18 protein-coding genes and 1 other annotated feature are annotated in these 17,523 nt (G+C 53.1%); of the genes, 13 read left to right on the top strand and 5 right to left on the bottom strand.

What is annotated here, in order from left to right; all coding sequences use genetic code 11:
- Nucleotides 1-2 precede the first annotated feature (2 nt).
- Entirely contained in the window at nt 3-329 is a 327-nt protein-coding gene (gene trpR, locus HV350_RS20885) for a trp operon repressor (RefSeq protein ID WP_153689741.1), read from the top strand.
- A gap of 76 nt (nt 330-405) precedes the next feature.
- On the opposite strand, the gene yjjX is transcribed toward trpR, so the two are convergent.
- A complete protein-coding gene (yjjX, locus tag HV350_RS20880) occupies nt 406-921 on the bottom strand; it encodes an inosine/xanthosine triphosphatase (protein WP_016151618.1) in 516 nt (171 codons plus the stop codon).
- A 52-nt stretch (nt 922-973) separates the two neighbouring features.
- On the opposite strand from yjjX, the gene gpmB reads away from it, so the two are divergent.
- Nucleotides 974-1,621 carry a 2,3-diphosphoglycerate-dependent phosphoglycerate mutase GpmB gene (gene gpmB, locus HV350_RS20875; RefSeq protein WP_016151619.1) on the top strand — a complete coding sequence of 216 codons (648 nt, stop codon included), beginning with the start codon at nt 974-976 and terminating at the stop codon, nt 1,619-1,621.
- Here gpmB and robA read toward each other — a convergent pair.
- Entirely contained in the window at nt 1,618-2,487 is an 870-nt protein-coding gene (robA, locus tag HV350_RS20870; protein WP_181629253.1) for an MDR efflux pump AcrAB transcriptional activator RobA, read from the bottom strand. The genes gpmB and robA overlap by 4 nt on opposite strands.
- Before the next feature lie 211 nt (nt 2,488-2,698).
- Here robA and creA point away from each other — a divergent pair, with 211 nt between their 5' ends.
- The 4 genes from creA to creD are packed head-to-tail and all read left to right on the top strand — an operon-like array spanning nt 2,699 to nt 6,723.
- On the top strand, nt 2,699-3,172 hold the full coding sequence (creA, locus tag HV350_RS20865; RefSeq protein WP_016151621.1) for a protein CreA: 474 nt from the start codon (nt 2,699-2,701) through the stop codon (nt 3,170-3,172).
- Between the two features lie 12 nt (nt 3,173-3,184).
- Complete coding sequence (gene creB / locus HV350_RS20860) at nt 3,185-3,874, top strand: two-component system response regulator CreB (protein ID WP_047500122.1); 690 nt, start codon at nt 3,185-3,187, stop codon at nt 3,872-3,874.
- Complete coding sequence (gene creC, locus HV350_RS20855) at nt 3,874-5,298, top strand: two-component system sensor histidine kinase CreC (RefSeq protein WP_181629251.1); 1,425 nt, start codon at nt 3,874-3,876, stop codon at nt 5,296-5,298. The genes creB and creC overlap by 1 nt, the downstream gene beginning before the upstream one ends.
- A gap of 57 nt (nt 5,299-5,355) precedes the next feature.
- Nucleotides 5,356-6,723, top strand: coding sequence for a cell envelope integrity protein CreD (creD, locus tag HV350_RS20850; protein WP_181629249.1), 1,368 nt, complete (start codon nt 5,356-5,358; stop codon nt 6,721-6,723).
- 61 nt (nt 6,724-6,784) lie between these two features.
- Here the strand turns inward: creD and arcA are convergent, their stop codons facing one another.
- A complete protein-coding gene (gene arcA / locus HV350_RS20845) occupies nt 6,785-7,501 on the bottom strand; it encodes a two-component system response regulator ArcA (RefSeq protein WP_001194359.1) in 717 nt (238 codons plus the stop codon).
- A 95-nt stretch (nt 7,502-7,596) separates the two neighbouring features.
- Between arcA and yjjY the strand changes: the two genes are divergently transcribed.
- From yjjY to thrC, 6 genes are all read left to right on the top strand, one after another.
- Nucleotides 7,597-7,737: a protein YjjY gene (yjjY, locus tag HV350_RS20840; RefSeq protein ID WP_042998021.1), complete on the top strand. Its 141-nt coding sequence runs from the start codon at nt 7,597-7,599 to the stop codon at nt 7,735-7,737.
- Nucleotides 7,738-8,136: 399 nt separating this feature from the next.
- A complete protein-coding gene (locus HV350_RS20835; protein WP_047358366.1) occupies nt 8,137-8,823 on the top strand; it encodes a tRNA/rRNA methyltransferase in 687 nt (228 codons plus the stop codon).
- Between the two features lie 206 nt (nt 8,824-9,029).
- Nucleotides 9,030-9,156, top strand: a sequence feature (Thr leader region).
- Nucleotides 9,035-9,100 (top strand): thr operon leader peptide, encoded by a 66-nt coding sequence (gene thrL / locus HV350_RS20830; protein WP_032337689.1) that lies wholly within the window; start codon nt 9,035-9,037, stop codon nt 9,098-9,100. (Overlaps the previous feature by 66 nt.)
- 23 nt (nt 9,157-9,179) lie before the next feature.
- Entirely contained in the window at nt 9,180-11,642 is a 2,463-nt protein-coding gene (gene thrA / locus HV350_RS20825; protein ID WP_101700356.1) for a bifunctional aspartate kinase/homoserine dehydrogenase I, read from the top strand.
- Nucleotide 11,643: 1 nt separating this feature from the next.
- A complete protein-coding gene (gene thrB, locus HV350_RS20820) occupies nt 11,644-12,573 on the top strand; it encodes a homoserine kinase (protein WP_016155645.1) in 930 nt (309 codons plus the stop codon).
- A 3-nt stretch (nt 12,574-12,576) separates the two neighbouring features.
- The gene (thrC, locus tag HV350_RS20815) at nt 12,577-13,863 is read left to right on the top strand and encodes a threonine synthase (RefSeq protein WP_181629247.1); all 1,287 of its coding nucleotides are present in this window, start codon (nt 12,577-12,579) and stop codon (nt 13,861-13,863) included.
- A gap of 84 nt (nt 13,864-13,947) precedes the next feature.
- Here the strand turns inward: thrC and yaaA are convergent, their stop codons facing one another.
- Together yaaA and HV350_RS20805 are read right to left on the bottom strand one after the other, a co-directional pair.
- Nucleotides 13,948-14,721, bottom strand: a complete 774-nt coding sequence (yaaA, locus tag HV350_RS20810; protein ID WP_016155647.1) for a peroxide stress protein YaaA — start codon at nt 14,719-14,721, stop codon at nt 13,948-13,950.
- Nucleotides 14,722-14,798: 77 nt separating this feature from the next.
- Nucleotides 14,799-16,229: a sodium:alanine symporter family protein gene (locus HV350_RS20805; protein WP_131347599.1), complete on the bottom strand. Its 1,431-nt coding sequence runs from the start codon at nt 16,227-16,229 to the stop codon at nt 14,799-14,801.
- A gap of 274 nt (nt 16,230-16,503) precedes the next feature.
- Here HV350_RS20805 and tal point away from each other — a divergent pair, with 274 nt between their 5' ends.
- Nucleotides 16,504-17,457, top strand: coding sequence for a transaldolase (tal, locus tag HV350_RS20800; RefSeq protein WP_016151631.1), 954 nt, complete (start codon nt 16,504-16,506; stop codon nt 17,455-17,457).
- Nucleotides 17,458-17,523: the final 66 nt, after the last annotated feature.

Genomic DNA, 17,523 nt, shown 5'->3' with positions numbered 1-17,523 from the left:
TTATGACTCAGCAATCACCCTATTCGGCAGAGATGGCAGAACAGCGTCACCAGGAGTGGTTACGTTTTGTCGAGCTGCTTAAACACGCCTATGAACAAGACTTACACCTGCCCCTGCTCAATTTGATGTTAACGCCGGATGAGCGCGAAGCGTTGGGCACGCGCGTGCGTATCATTGAAGAGCTGCTGCGCGGCGAGATGAGTCAGCGCGAGCTTAAAAACGAGCTCGGGGCGGGGATCGCCACCATTACACGGGGGTCGAACAGCCTCAAATCTGCACCGGTGGATCTGCGTCATTGGCTGGAGCAGGTGCTGCTAAAAAATGCCTGATGGCACTTCGCTTATCAGGCCTAAGGATGTGGCGCGGTTGTGGCCGGATAAGGCGAAGCCGCCATCCGGCACAACGCTATAAATACACTGCGTTATGAAACGGGCTGAGCGCCAGAATCACCGCCTGGTGGTATACGCTTGAGCGCGTCAGCTTGCCCGCGGTAAAGACGCCGATTGCGCCCTCTTTACGGCCAATCTCATCAATACCCGTGTAGTCCGACATCACCGGACCGAGCGCTTCGCCTTGACGGACTCTGTCGAGAATGACAGCAGGCAATGGCAGCGTGGCTGAACGGGCTTCGCCGCGCTGGACGCCATTATCAATCACCACCCAACTGAAGGTCGCATCGTCGTCAATTCCCGCTTCAATAGCGACCCAGAAATCAGCCTGCGGGTGCAGACGGCGCGCATTATCAACGCGATTTCGTGCGCCAGTGCGCGTTTCCTGGTTTCCGAAAGGTTGTTCCGGCACGCCACTCTCGACGGCGACGGGTTCAATATGGCAGGATCCTTCCCCGAAAATCTCTTCAAATGCCCGCAGAATTGCCTGAATTTTGGCAGGATTGGTGGTCGCAGAGATAACCTTGTGCATAATTAAGCTCAGTTTGAAAATTCATCGCATCGCAGTATAACGGAAAAAAAGCATGTTACAGGTATACCTTGTTCGCCATGGCGAAACGCAGTGGAACGCCGAGCGACGTATTCAAGGCCAGTCAGACAGCCCACTGACCGCTAAAGGTGAACAGCAAGCCATGCAGGTGGGCGAACGCGCCCGCACGTTTGGTATTACGCATGTCATCAGTAGCGATTTAGGTCGTACACGACGCACCGCAGAAATCATCGCCCAGGCCTGTGGCTGTGATATCACCTATGACTCACGTTTGCGCGAGCTGAATATGGGCGTGCTGGAGCAACGCCATATCGATACGCTGACGTCGGAAGAAGAGGGCTGGCGTCGCCAGTTGGTGAACGGTACGGTGGAGGGGCGTATTCCTGAAGGGGAATCGATGCAGGAACTGAGCGATCGCGTCCACGCGGCGCTGGCATCCTGTCTGGAACTGCCGCCGGGGAGTCGTCCGCTGCTGGTCAGTCACGGTATTGCACTGGGTTGCCTGGTGAGTACGATTCTGGGATTACCGGCATGGGCTGAACGTCGCCTGCGTTTGCGCAACTGTTCTATTTCTCGCGTCGATTACCAGGAAAGTTTGTGGCTTGCGCCGGGATGGGTAGTTGAAACGGCAGGGGACATCTCACATCTGGACGCCCCTGCGTTAGACGAACTGCAGCGCTAGCGGCGAATCGGTATCAGGAATTCGCAGCGCAGGTTGATCGGGCGATCTCCCGCTTTGGCATCTTCTGCCGGGTAGTATCGCTCGATATCCTGCCCTTTACGGCGCGTCAGGTTCAGCATTGGCATGCATGTGCCGTAAACCGTCAGGATAAACTCCTGTACACCGGTCCCCAGCCCTTCATAGGTAAACATCACATACTCGCCGCCCTGTAGCAGGATAGGCTGTGCCGACGGCACATAACCATTGGCCTGTTCCGGCGTCAGTGCTGTGGTGTAAAACACTTCCTGCTCATCATCTTTTTCAATGCTCGGACGCGTTTCGTTCAGCCCGTACAGCACCGGTGGGATCGCAGGAGCCTGGCTAAGGAAGTCGCGCCAGAACTGAATTCGCATTTCATGACGGAAATCTGAAATCTGCTCCAGCGAGCAGGAATAGCTTTGCGTGGTGCCAAGCAGTTGCGTATCTTCCAGCGTGACAAACTCGTGCGCAGGCATGGCAAATTCACCCAGTCGCATAGGCGGGCGAATACCAAACGCGCTCCATTCCGGCGAACGGCGATACAGCGCAGGCGTCAGGGAAAACTGTTTCTTGAACGCGCGGGTAAAGGTTTGTTGAGAGTCAAAGCGATATTGCAGCGCAATATCCAGAATTGGGCGTGCAGTCAGGCGCAGCGCCACTGCGGATTTCGATAAACGACGGGCGCGGATATAGGCGCCAATAGCATGGCCCGTCACGTCCTTAAACATTCTCTGCAGGTGCCACTTGGAATAGCCTGCTTTTGCCGCCACATTGTCAAGCGACAAAGGCTGATCCAGATGACCTTCCAGCCAGATTAATAGGTCGCGAATAATGCCAGCCTGATCCATAAAATATCCTCATCCTTTCAACAACGAGTACCTGACGTCAGGTATGAGGATAATAGCATTTTTTGCTGTTTTAGCATTCAGTGTTTTTTTTGCTCATAAATGCTTTTTTCGATCATTCGAAAGCGTGATTATTGTAATCCTGTGATCTGTATACGTTTTATCTTAGAATGTCGAATAATTACACAGAGTAACTTTTAAAAATGGTAACAATATGAAATATAAGAGCTTAATCATTTCCTCAATTCTGCTGATGCTGGCGCAGGTCGCCCATGCGGAGCAGATTGGATCTGTCGATACGGTGTTCAAAATGTTTGGGCCGGATCATAAAATTGTGGTCGAAGCGTTTGACGATCCTGATGTTACCAACGTGACCTGCTACGTGAGCCGGGCGAAGACCGGCGGCATCAAAGGTGGGCTGGGGCTGGCGGAAGATACCTCCGATGCCGCCATTTCCTGTCAGCAGGTGGGGCCGGTAGAACTGAGCGACAGAATTAAGAACGGCAAAGCGCAGGGCGAAGTGGTATTTAAAAAACGTACCTCGCTGGTGTTTAAATCCTTACAGGTCGTGCGTTTTTACGACGCGAAACGTAATGCACTGGCCTATCTGGCCTATTCAGATAAAGTGGTCGATGGATCGCCCAAAAATGCCATCAGCGCGGTGCCCATCATGCCGTGGCGGGAATAACAAGGAAGCAAAATGCAACAACCGTTGATCTGGTTGGTTGAGGATGAGCAGGGCATTGCCGATACGCTCATCTACATGCTGCAGCAGGAAGGTTTTAGCGTGGAAGCGTTTGAACGCGGGTTACCTGCGCTGGAGAAATCTCGCCAGCGTTGTCCTGATGCAATCGTTCTGGATGTCGGACTACCGGATATCAGCGGTTTTGAACTGTGTCGACGCCTGCTGGAGCGGCATCCAGCGTTGCCGATCCTGTTTCTGACCGCGCGTAGCGATGAGGTGGATCGCCTACTGGGGCTGGAAATTGGTGCGGATGACTATGTTGCCAAGCCTTTCTCACCGCGTGAGGTGTGCGCCCGCGTGCGTACGCTGCTGCGGCGGGTGCAGAAATTCTCAGCTCCTTCATCGACGACGCGCTGCGGCGATTTTGAGCTTAATGAGCTGGCCGCGCAGATTACCTGGTTCGGCAAGCCGTTAAACCTGACGCGCTATGAATTTCTGTTGCTGAAAACGTTGCTATTGTCGCCGGGGCGCATTTACTCACGCCAGCAGTTGATGGATTTAGTCTGGGCCGATGCGCAGGACACCTTTGACAGAACGGTCGATACCCATATTAAAACGCTGCGCGCCAAGCTGCGGGCTATCAACCCTGAGCTTTCCCCCATCAATACGCATCGCGGTATGGGATATAGCCTGAGGAGCGTCTGATGCGCATTGGCATGCGTTTGTTGCTCGGCTATTTTCTGATTGTTGCCGTCGCCGCCTGGTTCGTTTTGTCGATCTTTGTACAGGAAATTAAACCAGGCGTCCGCCGGGCAACCGAAGGCACTTTGATTGATACCGCCACGCTGCTGGCTGCGCTGGCGCGCGATGACTTGCTCTCTGACTCTCCCGCCAACGGCAAGCTGGCGCAGGCATTTTCGCAACTGCATAACCGCCCATTCAGCGCCAATATCAGCGGCATTAACAAAGTCCGTAATGAATACCATGTCTACATGACGGACGCGCAGGGTAAGGTGTTGTTTGATTCCGCAAACCAGGCTGTCGGTCAGGACTATTCTCGCTGGAACGACGTGTGGTTAACCCTGCGTGGGCAATATGGCGCCCGCAGTACGCCGCAAAACCCGAACGATCCGGAAAGTTCAGTGATGTACGTGGCCGCGCCGATCGTAGACGGCGGACGTATTATCGGAGTGCTTAGCGTCGGTAAACCGAACGCGGCGATGGCGCCGGTGATTAAACGCAGTGAACGGCGGATGCTGTGGGCCAGCGCCGTATTGCTGGGCATTGCCTTAGTGATTGGCATCGGGATGGTATGGTGGATAAACCGCTCCATCGCCCGGCTGGCGCGCTATGCCGACTCCGTTACCGAGAATCGCCCCGTCCCACTGCCTGATTTAGGCAGCAGCGAGCTACGTAAACTGGCGCAGGCGCTGGAAAGTATGCGACTGAAGCTGGAGGGCAAGAACTACATTGAGCAGTATGTTTATGCGTTAACGCATGAACTGAAAAGTCCGCTGGCGGCCATTCGCGGCGCGGCTGAGATTTTGCGCGAAGGTCCGCCGCCGAACGTGGTTGCGCGCTTTACCGATAATATTCTGACGCAAAATGCGCGCATGCAGGCGCTGGTCGAAACCCTGTTATGCCAGGCGCGACTGGAGAATCGACAGGACATTACGTTGACGCCAGTGGCGGTAGATGCGCTGTTTGCTCAGCTCAAAGAGGCACGCAGCGTGCAACTGGCGGCAAAAAACATCACGCTTACCATTATGCCTTCATCGCTTAGCGTCGCCGCCGATCCTGCGTTACTGGAGCAGGCAGTGGGGAATTTGCTCGACAACGCTATCGACTTCACGCCACAGGACGGGACGATTACGCTGAGCGCGCATCAGCAGGAAGAACTGGTCACATTGCAGATAATCGACAGCGGCAGCGGGATCCCCGACTTCGCGTTGCCGCGTATTTTTGAGCGTTTCTATTCGCTGCCCCGTGAAAATGGGCATAAGAGCAGCGGTTTAGGGCTGGCGTTTGTCAGTGAGGTTGCGCGACTGCACGAGGGGACGGTGACATTGTGCAACCGACCACAAGGCGGCGCACTGGCCTCGTTTACGCTTCACGGTCACTTCACATAACTTCAAATTCTCCGCACATAGCTGTTCTACCTTGCTGATATTGCAAAGGAGAACGCTATGTTTAAATCACCCCTGTTTTGGAAAATAGTCACCTTAGGTGGCGCAATACTGCTGCTGTTAATTCCGCTGACGATGGTCAGGCAGATCATCGTGGAGCGATCGGATTACCGCGATGAAGTCGAAGATGCTATCCGGCAGAGCACCAGCGGGCCGCAAAAGATGGTAGGACCGTTGATAGCCATTCCGCTAACGGAACTTTACACATCACTGGAGGATGGCAAAGAAATCCAGCGTAAGCGTAGCTATATCCATTTCTGGCTGCCGGAGTCGTTGGTAGTTGAGGGGAATCAGAACGTTGAAGCGCGTAAAATCGGTATTTATGAGGGCCAGGTCTGGCACAATGATGTTTCGGTGAAGGCTGAGTTTAACGCCGAACGGTTAAGTGATTTAAATCATCCTAATATCAGCATTGGCAAACCGTTTATTGTGGTTGGCGTGGGGGACGCGCGCGGGATTGGGGTGGTAAAAGCGCCGCAGGTCAATGGAGCGTCGCTGGCCGTTGAGCCTGGGACGGGGCTGGATGGACGTGCGCAGGGGATCCACATTCCGCTACCCGATGCGAGCTGGGTTGAGCAAAATCTGAGCATAGCGTTGTCGCTTAATTTGAGCGGAACCGGCGATTTCTCCGTCGTTCCGGTTGGACGTAACAGTGAAATGACCTTAACCAGCAACTGGCCGCATCCCAACTTTCTTGGGGACTTCCTCCCGGCTAAGCGCGAAATTAGCGAATCAGGATTCAAGGCTCAGTGGCAAAGCAGCTGGTTTGCGAACAACCTCGGCGAGCGCTTTAACGACGAAAAGATTGGTTGGCTGGGCATGCCAGCGTTTAGCGTCGCCGTCGCCACGCCAGCAGATCAGTACCAGTTAACGGACAGGGCAACAAAGTATGCCATCCTGCTGATTGTGCTGACCTTTATGTCTTTCTTCGTCCTTGAAAGTATGACCAATCTGCGCCTGCACCCGATGCAGTATCTGCTGGTGGGGCTATCGCTGGTAATGTTTTATCTGCTGCTGCTGGCACTGTCGGAACACATCGGTTTTACGGCGGCGTGGATAACGGCAAGTCTGGTGGGGGCGTTGATGAACGGTGTGTATCTGCAGGCGATTTTGCAGGGCTGGCGGAACAGTATTTTGTTCACCGTGGCGCTGCTGGGGCTGGATGGTGTGATGTGGGTGCTGCTACGTTCACAGGATAGCTCTTTACTGCTGGGAACCGGTGTGCTGTTGTTCGCGCTTTGTGGGGTCATGTTCCTGACGCGTCATCTTGACTGGCACTCGCTGGCACAGCCAAAAGCAAAGCCAAAATCTACAGAACTTCCAGAGCTTCAGCCTGCGCAGAGCGACGAATTTCGCTTGTGGAAATAGGGCAGTAGGGGAAATGAAAAACGGCGCATAAAGCGCCGTTTTTATACCAGTGAGGATTGAATTAATCCTGCAGGTCGCCGCAGAAACGGTAGCCTTCACCGTGAATGGTGGCGATGATTTCTGGCGTATCCGGCGTTGATTCGAAATGCTTACGAATGCGGCGGATCGTCACGTCAACGGTACGGTCATGCGGCTTCAGTTCGCGACCGGTCATTTTTTTCAGCAGTTCTGCGCGAGACTGGATTTTGCCCGGATTCTCACAGAAGTGAAGCATGGCGCGGAATTCGCTGCGTGGCAGTTTATACTGCTCACCGTCAGGACCAATCAGAGAGCGGCTGTTGATGTCCAGCTCCCAGCCATTGAACTTGTAGCTTTCGACGCTACGGCGTTCTTCGCTGACAGTACCCAGGTTCATGGTACGGGACAGCAGGTTACGAGCACGGATAGTCAGTTCGCGCGGGTTAAACGGCTTGGTGATGTAATCGTCTGCGCCGATTTCGAGGCCGAGAATTTTATCGACTTCGTTATCACGGCCCGTCAGGAACATCAGCGCAACGTTAGCTTGTTCGCGAAGTTCGCGCGCTAACAGCAGGCCATTTTTCCCAGGCAGATTGATATCCATAATCACAAGGTTGATATCATATTCAGAGAGAATCTGATGCATTTCCGCGCCATCTGTCGCTTCGAATACATCATAGCCTTCTGCTTCGAAAATGCTTTTCAACGTGTTGCGTGTTACTAACTCGTCTTCAACGATAAGAATGTGCGGGGTCTGCATGTTTGCTACCTAAATTGCCAACTAAATCGAAACAGGAAGTACAAAAGTCCCTGACCTGCCTGATGCATGCCGTAAATTAACATGATCGGCGTAACATGACTAAAGTACGTAATTGCGTTCTTGATGCACTTTCCATCAACGTCAACAACATCATTAGCTTGGTCGTGGGTAGTTTCCCTCTGGACCCGACAGTGTCAAAAACGGCTGTCATCCTAACCATTTTAACAGCAACATAACAGGCTAAGACATGCCGGACACCCAATAAAACTACGCTTCGTTGACATATATCAAGTTCAATTGTAGCACGTTAACAGTTTGATGAAATCAACGTATCCAAATGTTTGCTTTCATCACAAAATTGCAATATTACAACTAGTTGCACGAGCAAATTAATAAATGTAATGAATCCAACCAGTGCGATCCATTTTAAATTAAATTATCATGGATAAACAGAGGGATATGCAACTTTTGTTAACATAAAAAGCAATAGTACACCCGGGAAATAGTTTAGCATTTTTTAATGGATGCGAAATGCTTTTTCAGTGATTTCTGTTAAAAATATGTAAATTCGCACTGCGTAATATGTTGAAGCACGTCACATTTTTCCTTGCAGACTGGCCAAAAAGAGTATCGAAATGCGTTTAACAATTATTCTGGTTGCCCCCGCCAGAGCGGAAAATATAGGTGCGGCTGCCCGCGCTATGAAGACCATGGGGTTCACCCAATTACGCATCGTTGACAGCGAAGCCCACCTGGAACCCGCCACGCGATGGGTCGCGCATGGTTCTGGCGATATTATTGATAATATTAGCGTTTTTTCAACGTTGGCGGAGGCGCTGTACGACGTAGATTTTACCGTCGCGACCACTGCGCGTAGTCGGGCGAAGTTCCATTACTACGCTACGCCGGTCGAACTGGTTCCTCTGCTGCAGGAAAAATCAACGTGGATGGATCATGCCGCGCTGGTTTTTGGTCGTGAAGATTCAGGGCTGACCAACGAAGAATTGGCCCTGGCGGATGTACTCACCGGTGTACCTATGGTGGCTGACTATCCTTCACTCAATTTGGGGCAGGCGGTGATGGTGTATTGCTATCAATTAGCAGGTTTAATACAACAACCCGTCAAAAACATTGAGGTGACGGATGAGCTTCAGCTACAGGCATTGCGCGCGCGCGTTTTGCGTTTATTAGCCACGCTGAACGTTTCTGACGACATCAAGTTGACGGACTGGCTGCAACAGCGAATGGGTCTGTTAGGGCAGCGAGATACGGCAATGTTGCACCGTTTTTTACATGATATAGAAAAAAGCATCGCGAAATAAAGTATCGAACTGTTTTTACTGTGTGGTGTTTTATTCTGGATTCAAGTAGGGGTGACATACTGTATTGGTCGAAACTAAAAGGGCAAGCAGTTGCTCGTGAACAAGTTTCGGAATGTGACCAATTTAAAAATTTATTGACTTAGGTCAGCAGATACTTTAACCCTAAAAGAATACAGGACAGATAATAAATAATTACAGAGCACACAACATCATGAAACGCATCAGCATCACTATTACCACAACCATCACCATTACCACAGGTAACGGTGCGGGCTGACGCGTACAGGAAACACAAGAAAAAGCCCGCACCTAAACAGTGCGGGCTTTTTTTTCGACCAAAGGCAATGAGGTAAACCATGCGAGTGTTGAAGTTCGGCGGTACATCAGTGGCAAATGCAGAGCGCTTTCTGCGGGTTGCCGATATTCTGGAAAGCAATGCCAGACAGGGGCAGGTCGCGACCGTTCTCTCTGCCCCCGCAAAAATTACCAACCATCTGGTGGCGATGATTGAGAAGACCATCGGTGGTCAGGATGCTTTAGCCAATATCAGCGACGCCGAACGCATTTTCTCTGAGCTGTTGGTGGGTCTTGCCGCCGCGCAACCGGGTTTCCCGCAGGCTCCGCTCAAAGCCTTTGTTGAACAAGAGTTTGCACAGATTAAGCACGTCCTGCACGGTATCAGCCTGCTGGGTCAGTGCCCGGACAGCATCAATGCTGCGCTTATTTGCCGTGGTGAAAAAATGTCGATCGCCATCATGGCTGGCCTGCTGGAAGCGCGCGGGCACAACGTGACGGTCATCGACCCGGTAGAGAAATTGCTGGCGGTAGGTCATTACCTCGAATCTACCGTTGATATCGCCGAATCTACGCGCCGCATAGCCGCCAGCCGTATTCCTGCGGACCATATGATTCTGATGGCAGGTTTTACCGCCGGGAATGAGAAAGGAGAGTTAGTGGTGCTGGGGCGTAATGGCTCTGACTACTCTGCCGCCGTACTGGCCGCCTGTTTGCGCGCCGATTGTTGTGAGATCTGGACCGATGTCGATGGCGTATATACCTGCGATCCGCGCCAGGTACCCGACGCCCGACTGCTGAAGTCGATGTCTTATCAGGAAGCGATGGAGCTTTCTTACTTCGGCGCTAAAGTGCTGCACCCGCGCACCATTACCCCTATTGCCCAGTTCCAGATCCCGTGCCTGATTAAAAATACCGGCAATCCACAAGCGCCCGGCACGCTTATCGGTGCCAGCAGTGATGATGACGATTTGCCGGTAAAAGGGATTTCTAACCTCAATAACATGGCGATGTTTAGCGTCTCCGGCCCTGGGATGAAAGGCATGGTGGGGATGGCGGCGCGTGTTTTTGCCGTGATGTCGCGCGCAGGCATCTCGGTGGTGCTGATCACCCAATCCTCTTCTGAATACAGCATCAGCTTCTGCGTCCCGCAGGGCGACTGCGCGCGTGCGCAACGCGCCATGCAGGATGAATTCTATCTCGAACTGAAAGAAGGCTTGCTGGAGCCGCTGGCGGTGACTGAGCGTCTGGCGATCATCTCGGTCGTTGGCGATGGTATGCGCACGTTGCGTGGCATCTCGGCGAAATTTTTTGCCGCGCTGGCTCGCGCGAACATTAATATCGTGGCAATCGCCCAGGGCTCGTCTGAGCGTTCCATTTCGGTAGTGGTGAACAACGACGACGCGACCACTGGCGTGCGTGTGACCCATCAGATGCTGTTCAACACCGATCAGGTGATTGAAGTATTTGTCATTGGCGTTGGCGGCGTGGGCGGTGCGCTGCTGGAGCAGCTTAAACGTCAGCAAACCTGGCTTAAAAAGAAGCATATCGATCTGCGTGTGTGCGGTGTGGCGAACTCGAAGGCCCTGCTGACCAACGTCCATGGTCTGAATCTGGAAAACTGGCAGTCGGAGCTGGAAAGCGCGAAAGAGCCTTTCAACCTGGGGCGCTTAATTCGTCTGGTGAAAGAATATCATCTGCTCAATCCGGTGATTGTCGACTGTACGTCAAGTCAGGCGGTCGCGGATCAGTATGCGGATTTCCTGCGCGAAGGCTTCCATGTGGTTACGCCGAATAAAAAGGCCAACACGTCGTCGATGGATTACTACCATCAGCTGCGTTTTGCTGCGGCGAAGTCTCGTCGTAAATTTCTGTACGACACCAACGTAGGCGCGGGCTTGCCGGTAATTGAGAACCTGCAAAATCTGCTCAGCGCGGGCGATGAACTGCAACGTTTCTCCGGCATTCTTTCTGGTTCGCTGTCGTTTATTTTCGGCAAGCTGGATGAAGGCATGAGCTTCTCCGAGGCCACCACCATGGCGCGTGAGCTGGGCTATACCGAACCCGATCCGCGTGACGATCTATCCGGTACGGACGTGGCGCGTAAGCTGTTGATCCTGGCCCGTGAAACCGGTCGTGAGCTGGAGCTTTCTGACATTGTTATTGAGCCGGTCCTGCCAAAAGAGTTTGATGATTCCGGTGATGTTCCCGCGTTTATGGCGAAATTGCCGCAGTTGGATGACGCCTTTGCCGCGCGTGTGGCGAAAGCCCGTGATGAGGGGAAAGTATTACGCTATGTTGGCAATATTGAAGAGGATGGCGTCTGTCGCGTGAAAATAGAGGCAGTAGACGGCAACGATCCGCTGTTCAAAGTGAAAAACGGTGAAAACGCGTTGGCGTTTTACAGCCATTATTATCAGCCGCTACCGTTGGTTCTGCGCGGATACGGCGCGGGTAACGACGTGACGGCGGCGGGCGTATTTGCCGACCTGCTACGCACCCTTTCATGGAAGTTAGGAGTCTGACATGGTGAGAGTTTATGCCCCGGCTTCCAGCGCCAATATGAGCGTCGGGTTTGATGTGCTCGGAGCGGCGGTAACCCCGGTGGACGGTTCGCTGTTAGGCGATGTGGTATCCGTTGAGGCGGCTGACCATTTCAGCCTCAACAACCTCGGTCGCTTTGCCAATAAGCTGCCGCCTGAGCCGCGAGAAAATATTGTCTACCAGTGCTGGGAGCGATTCTGTCAGGAGCTGGGTAAAAGCGTTCCGGTGGCGATGACGCTGGAAAAAAATATGCCGATTGGTTCCGGGTTAGGCTCCAGCGCGTGTTCCGTTGTGGCGGCGCTGGTCGCCATGAACGAGCATTGCGGTAAACCGCTCAACGATACGCGCCTGTTGGCGATAATGGGTGAGCTGGAAGGGCGTATCTCCGGCAGTATTCATTACGATAACGTCGCCCCGTGCTTTTTGGGCGGCATGCAGTTAATGATCGAAGAAAACGGCATTATCAGCCAGCAGGTGCCAGGCTTTGATGAGTGGCTGTGGGTCCTCGCGTATCCGGGAATTAAAGTGTCGACGGCAGAAGCGCGGGCGATTTTACCTGCGCAGTATCGCCGTCAGGACTGTATCGCCCACGGGCGGCATCTGGCTGGGTTTATCCATGCCTGCTATTCCCGTCAGCCAGGGCTTGCCGCGAAGCTGATGAAAGATGTCATTGCTGAGCCGTACCGTACCCGCCTGTTGCCAGGCTTTAGCCAGGCGCGTCAGGCGGTAGCGGAAATCGGGGCGCTGGCCAGCGGTATCTCCGGTTCGGGGCCGACGCTGTTCGCTTTGTGCGACAAGCCGGATACGGCGCAGCGTGTAGCAGACTGGCTGGGTAAAAATTATCTGCAAAATCAGGAAGGCTTTGTTCATATTTGCCGGTTGGACACGGCGGGCGCACGGGTACTGGGATAATCAATGAAACTGTATAATCTGAAAGATCATAACGAACAGGTCAGCTTTGCACAGGCCGTCACGCAAGGGCTTGGCAAGAATCAGGGATTGTTTTTTCCGCACGATTTGCCGGAATTCAATCTGTCAGAAGTCGATGAGATGTTGAACCAGGATTTCGTTAGCCGCAGCGCGAAGATCCTTTCCGCATTTATCGGTGATGAAATCCCACAGGAGATTCTGGAACAGCGCGTGCGTGCGGCGTTTGCCTTCCCGGCGCCGGTTGCTCAGGTTGCCGCGGATATCGGCTGTCTGGAGCTGTTCCACGGCCCAACGCTTGCATTTAAAGACTTTGGCGGGCGCTTTATGGCGCAGATGCTGACGCATATCAGCGGCGACAAACCGGTCACCATTCTGACGGCGACCTCTGGAGACACTGGTGCGGCAGTCGCACATGCCTTTTATGGTCTGAAAAATGTGCGCGTGGTGATCCTTTATCCGAACGGCAAGATTAGCCCATTACAGGAAAAACTGTTCTGTACACTGGGTGGCAATATTGAAACCGTGGCGATTGATGGCGATTTTGATGCCTGTCAGGCGCTGGTGAAACAGGCGTTTGATGACGAAGAGCTGAAGGTCGCTTTGGGGCTGAATTCGGCTAACTCAATCAACATCAGCCGTCTGCTGGCGCAAATCTGTTACTACTTTGAGGCCGTGGCTCAACTGCCGCAAGAGGCGCGTAATCAACTGGTTATTTCCGTTCCCAGCGGCAACTTTGGCGATCTGACTGCCGGGCTGCTGGCAAAATCACTGGGCTTGCCGGTGAAGCGTTTTATCGCGGCGACCAACGTCAACGATACGGTTCCACGCTTTCTTGCACAAGGTGAGTGGGCGCCGAAAGCGACTCAGGCGACGTTGTCGAATGCGATGGATGTCAGCCAGCCAAATAACTGGCCGCGTGTGGAAGAACTGTTCCGCCGTAAAATCTGGCGTCTGAATGAGCTGGGTTATGCCGTTGTTGACGATGCCACTACTCAGGACACGATGCGTGAGCTGCATGAGATGGGGTACACCTCAGAACCGCATGCGGCGGTGGCTTACCATGCGCTGCGTGACCAACTGAACCCTGGCGAGTACGGCCTGTTCCTCGGCACTGCGCATCCGGCCAAGTTTAAAGAAAGCGTTGAAGAGATTCTTGACCTGACGCTGGCTCTGCCAAAAGCGCTGGCGGAACGCGCGGACCTGCCGCTGCTTTCTCATCACCTGCCTGCTGATTTTGCTGAACTGCGCAAGCTGATGATGGCCCGCGGTTAACGGTTGTGCCCGCTGGCGCTTTGCTTAGCGGGCCTACAAAACCTGTCGGCCGGATGGGGCGTTCGCCGCCATCCGGCCTTTTTACTACTGCTCCTGGCGCTTAAACACCAGTTCGCCATTTCCTGACGCTTCTTCATCAAAGAAATAGCCTTCGCTGTTAAAGGCGGTCAGCTGTTCTGGCTGCGTTAGGCGGTTCTCAATAATGTAGCGACTCATCAGGCCGCGCGCTTTTTTGGCATAGAAGCTGATGACTTTGAACTTACCGTTCTTCTCGTCGAGGAAGACCGGTTTGATAAGCTCCGCATTGAGCTTTTTCGGCTTCACGGATTTAAAATACTCATCCGAGGCGAGGTTAATCACTACGCTGTCGCCTTGCGCTTCCAGCGCTTCGTTAAGTTTATCGGTGATGGTATCTCCCCAGAACTGGTAGAGATCTTTACCTTTCGCATTGGCCAGACGAATACCCATCTCCAGACGGTAAGGCTGCATCAAATCCAGCGGACGCAAAACGCCGTACAGCCCGGACAACATCCGTAAGTGTTGCTGAGCGAAGTCGAAATCCGCTTCGCTGAAGGTTTCAGCCTGCAGTCCGGTATACACGTCGCCTTTAAACGCCAGAATGGCCTGGCGCGCGTTTTCCGGCGTGAAATCAGGCTGCCAGTCATGGAAACGCGTGGCGTTCAGATCCGCCAGCTTGTCGCTAATTCCCATCAGCTTGCCAATTTGCGGAGCAGAGAGTTGGCGCGCCACGTGAATAAGCTGCTGAGAGTGATCCAGCAGTTCGGGCAATGTATGACGTGTCGTTGCCAGCGGACTTTGGTAGTCGAGCGTTTTTGCAGGTGAAATCAGAATCAGCATATCCAGTCCTTGCAGGAAATTTACTGCGACTTTAGCAAAAAAAACGACAGAATTGATCGATGGTTGCGATTGCCGCGCTATCCGCGCGGCGTCTCATCCCAGCTTTCGGGCGCAAGTTGTTGTCTGATATCAGGATAACGGCGCGGATCGAATTCTGGGCGCACCCCGAGTTTGCGTTGGCGTAGATAGTCGCAGGCGATAGTCTGCACAACCGGTGAAAGCAGCAGAATCGCCGTCAGGTTAGTGATGGCCATACACGCCATAATGATGTCCGCCAACTGCCAGATCAGCGGAACGCTGACTAACGTTCCGCCGATAACGGTGCTAACGGTGGCGATCCGTAATAGCCAGATGACGCGGATATTGTCCAGCTTCAGGAAAACGAGGTTGTTTTCCGCATAGATGTAGTTGGCCACGATAGAGCTAAAGGCAAACAGAATCACAATTAACGCCACGAATCCGGCACCCCATTCTCCCGTCACTGAAACCATCGCTTTCTGAAGTAACTGGATGCCTTCCATCGGTACATAGCTGGCGTCATTACCCGCCAACAGAACAATCATCGCGCTGGCCGTACAGAGAATCAGCGTATCAACTAATACTCCGATCATTTGCACAATGCCTTGTGCCGCAGGATGCGGAGGCCAGGATGCTGCTGACGCGGCCGCGTTCGGAGTTGATCCCATTCCGGCCTCATTAGAAAACATACCGCGTTGAAAGCCGCTGGCAATGGCCTGGCTTAGTGTATACCCGGCGGCACCGGCTGCGGCTTCCTGCCAGCCAAAGGCACTTTTTATAATGGTCATGATAATGCCGGGGAGCTGTCCGAAATGCCACAGACAGATGACGATGCTGCAACCGACCCACAACAGCGCCATCATCGGAACGAACCATTGCATCAGGCGGGCAACGCCTTTAATGCCGCCAACGATTGCCAATAATGACACTATTGCCAGTGCGATACCGGTGAAGAGGGGAGGGATATCAAAAGCAAAGGTCAGCGCATGAGAGACCGAATTAGCCTGAACGCTGTTAAAAATCAGACCATAAGCAATGAGTAAAAAAATGGCAAAAAGAACGCCCATCCAGCGCATGCCCAGCCCACGCTCCATATACCACGCAGGACCGCCGCGAAACTGTCCCTTGCTGTCGCGCTCTTTATACAGTTGGGCAAGAGAGCTCTCGGCAAATGACGTCGCCATACCAATGATCGCCGAGACCCACATCCAGAACACGGCTCCCGCGCCGCCGGCGGCAATCGCCAACGCCACGCCTGCCAGATTTCCGCTACCGATACGTGCGGCAAGACTGGTGCATAAAGCCTGAAAGGAAGTTAAACCGCCCGGCTGCGGGCTGATGCTTTTTTTAAGACTTTTGCCAAACTGGCGAATATAGCGAAACTGAATAAACCCTGTACGCCAGGTGAACCAACATCCTGCGCCAAGCAGGAGGTAGATCATCACCGATCCCCAGAGTATTTCATTAATAAATGAGAAAAAATCAGGCATTAACATCCCTCTTGTTGATGCCGGTAAGCGCGAAGATTCCCGTGTAAGCGCTACCAATAATCGACCAGTATATACCTTATAAGGTGATTGATTACGGGAGTTTATCATAACAATCGTTATATCCCTTAATTGCGCATCACAGGCTTAGCGATGCGTAATCAGGGCTGAGCGGCTGGTCGGACAATCCAGGCGGTTGCGCTGAGAGTGCGTCGTGCTATCATCAGGGAAGATCGGTTACATCCCCCTAACAAGCTGTTTAAAGAGAATCGCTATCATGACGGACAAATTGACCTCCCTTCGTCAGTTCACCACAGTAGTGGCCGACACCGGAGACATCGCGGCAATGAAGCTGTATCAGCCTCAGGATGCCACAACTAACCCTTCTCTCATTCTTAACGCAGCGCAGATCCCGGAATACCGCAAGCTGATTGATGACGCTGTAGCCTGGGCTAAGCAGCAGAGCAACGACCGTGCGCAGCAGGTCGTCGACGCGACCGACAAGCTGGCAGTAAATATCGGTCTGGAGATCCTGAAACTGGTCCCAGGTCGTATCTCCACTGAAGTTGACGCTCGTCTGTCCTACGACACCGACGCGTCCATCGCTAAAGCAAAACGCCTGATCAAAATGTACAACGATGCTGGCATCAGCAACGATCGCATCCTGATTAAACTGGCTTCAACCTGGCAGGGCATCCGTGCCGCTGAGCAGCTGGAAAAAGAAGGCATCAACTGTAACCTGACTCTGCTGTTCTCCTTCGCGCAGGCACGTGCATGTGCAGAAGCTGGCGTATATCTGATTTCTCCGTTCGTTGGCCGTATTCTTGACTGGTACAAAGCCAATACCGACAAGAAAGAGTATGCACCGGCAGAAGATCCGGGTGTGGTTTCCGTAACGGAAATCTACGAGTACTACAAACAGCACGGTTACGAAACCGTAGTTATGGGTGCGAGCTTCCGTAACATCGGCGAAATCATTGAGCTGGCAGGCTGCGATCGTCTGACGATTGCTCCGGCACTGCTGAAAGAACTGGCGGAAAGCGAAGGTGCTATCGAACGTAAACTGTCTTTCTCCGGCGAAGTGAAAGCGCGCCCTGCACGCATCACCGAAGCTGAGTTCCTGTGGCAGCATAACCAGGATCCGATGGCTGTAGACAAACTGGCGGACGGTATCCGTAAGTTTGCTGTAGACCAGGGTAAACTGGAAAAAATGATCGGCGATCTGCTGTAATCATTAGTGCGTGGCCCTGATATGGGTCACGCTACCTCTTCTGAAACCTGTCTGTCCTTCCCTTCG

Source organism: Citrobacter sp. RHBSTW-01013 (assembly GCF_013781985.1).
In the GTDB taxonomy this organism is placed as follows: domain Bacteria; phylum Pseudomonadota; class Gammaproteobacteria; order Enterobacterales; family Enterobacteriaceae; genus Citrobacter; species Citrobacter braakii.
Note: the sequence above shows the minus strand (reverse complement) of the source record. Positions and strands in the feature narration are given on the sequence as shown.

Coding starts and splice junctions, on each gene's coding strand:
- trpR (WP_153689741.1), top strand. CDS start 3: ATGACTCAGCAATCACCCTATTCGGCAGAGATGGCAGAACAGCGTCAC.
- creB (WP_047500122.1), top strand. CDS start 3,185: ATGCAACAACCGTTGATCTGGTTGGTTGAGGATGAGCAGGGCATTGCC.
- tal (WP_016151631.1), top strand. CDS start 16,504: ATGACGGACAAATTGACCTCCCTTCGTCAGTTCACCACAGTAGTGGCC.
- gpmB (WP_016151619.1), top strand. CDS start 974: ATGTTACAGGTATACCTTGTTCGCCATGGCGAAACGCAGTGGAACGCC.
- thrB (WP_016155645.1), top strand. CDS start 11,644: ATGGTGAGAGTTTATGCCCCGGCTTCCAGCGCCAATATGAGCGTCGGG.
- HV350_RS20805 (WP_131347599.1), bottom strand. CDS start 16,229: ATGCCTGATTTTTTCTCATTTATTAATGAAATACTCTGGGGATCGGTG.
- robA (WP_181629253.1), bottom strand. CDS start 2,487: ATGGATCAGGCTGGCATTATTCGCGACCTATTAATCTGGCTGGAAGGT.
- yjjX (WP_016151618.1), bottom strand. CDS start 921: ATGCACAAGGTTATCTCTGCGACCACCAATCCTGCCAAAATTCAGGCA.
- thrA (WP_101700356.1), top strand. CDS start 9,180: ATGCGAGTGTTGAAGTTCGGCGGTACATCAGTGGCAAATGCAGAGCGC.
- HV350_RS20835 (WP_047358366.1), top strand. CDS start 8,137: ATGCGTTTAACAATTATTCTGGTTGCCCCCGCCAGAGCGGAAAATATA.
- creA (WP_016151621.1), top strand. CDS start 2,699: ATGAAATATAAGAGCTTAATCATTTCCTCAATTCTGCTGATGCTGGCG.
- thrC (WP_181629247.1), top strand. CDS start 12,577: ATGAAACTGTATAATCTGAAAGATCATAACGAACAGGTCAGCTTTGCA.
- creD (WP_181629249.1), top strand. CDS start 5,356: ATGTTTAAATCACCCCTGTTTTGGAAAATAGTCACCTTAGGTGGCGCA.
- arcA (WP_001194359.1), bottom strand. CDS start 7,501: ATGCAGACCCCGCACATTCTTATCGTTGAAGACGAGTTAGTAACACGC.
- creC (WP_181629251.1), top strand. CDS start 3,874: ATGCGCATTGGCATGCGTTTGTTGCTCGGCTATTTTCTGATTGTTGCC.
- yaaA (WP_016155647.1), bottom strand. CDS start 14,721: ATGCTGATTCTGATTTCACCTGCAAAAACGCTCGACTACCAAAGTCCG.
- yjjY (WP_042998021.1), top strand. CDS start 7,597: ATGACTAAAGTACGTAATTGCGTTCTTGATGCACTTTCCATCAACGTC.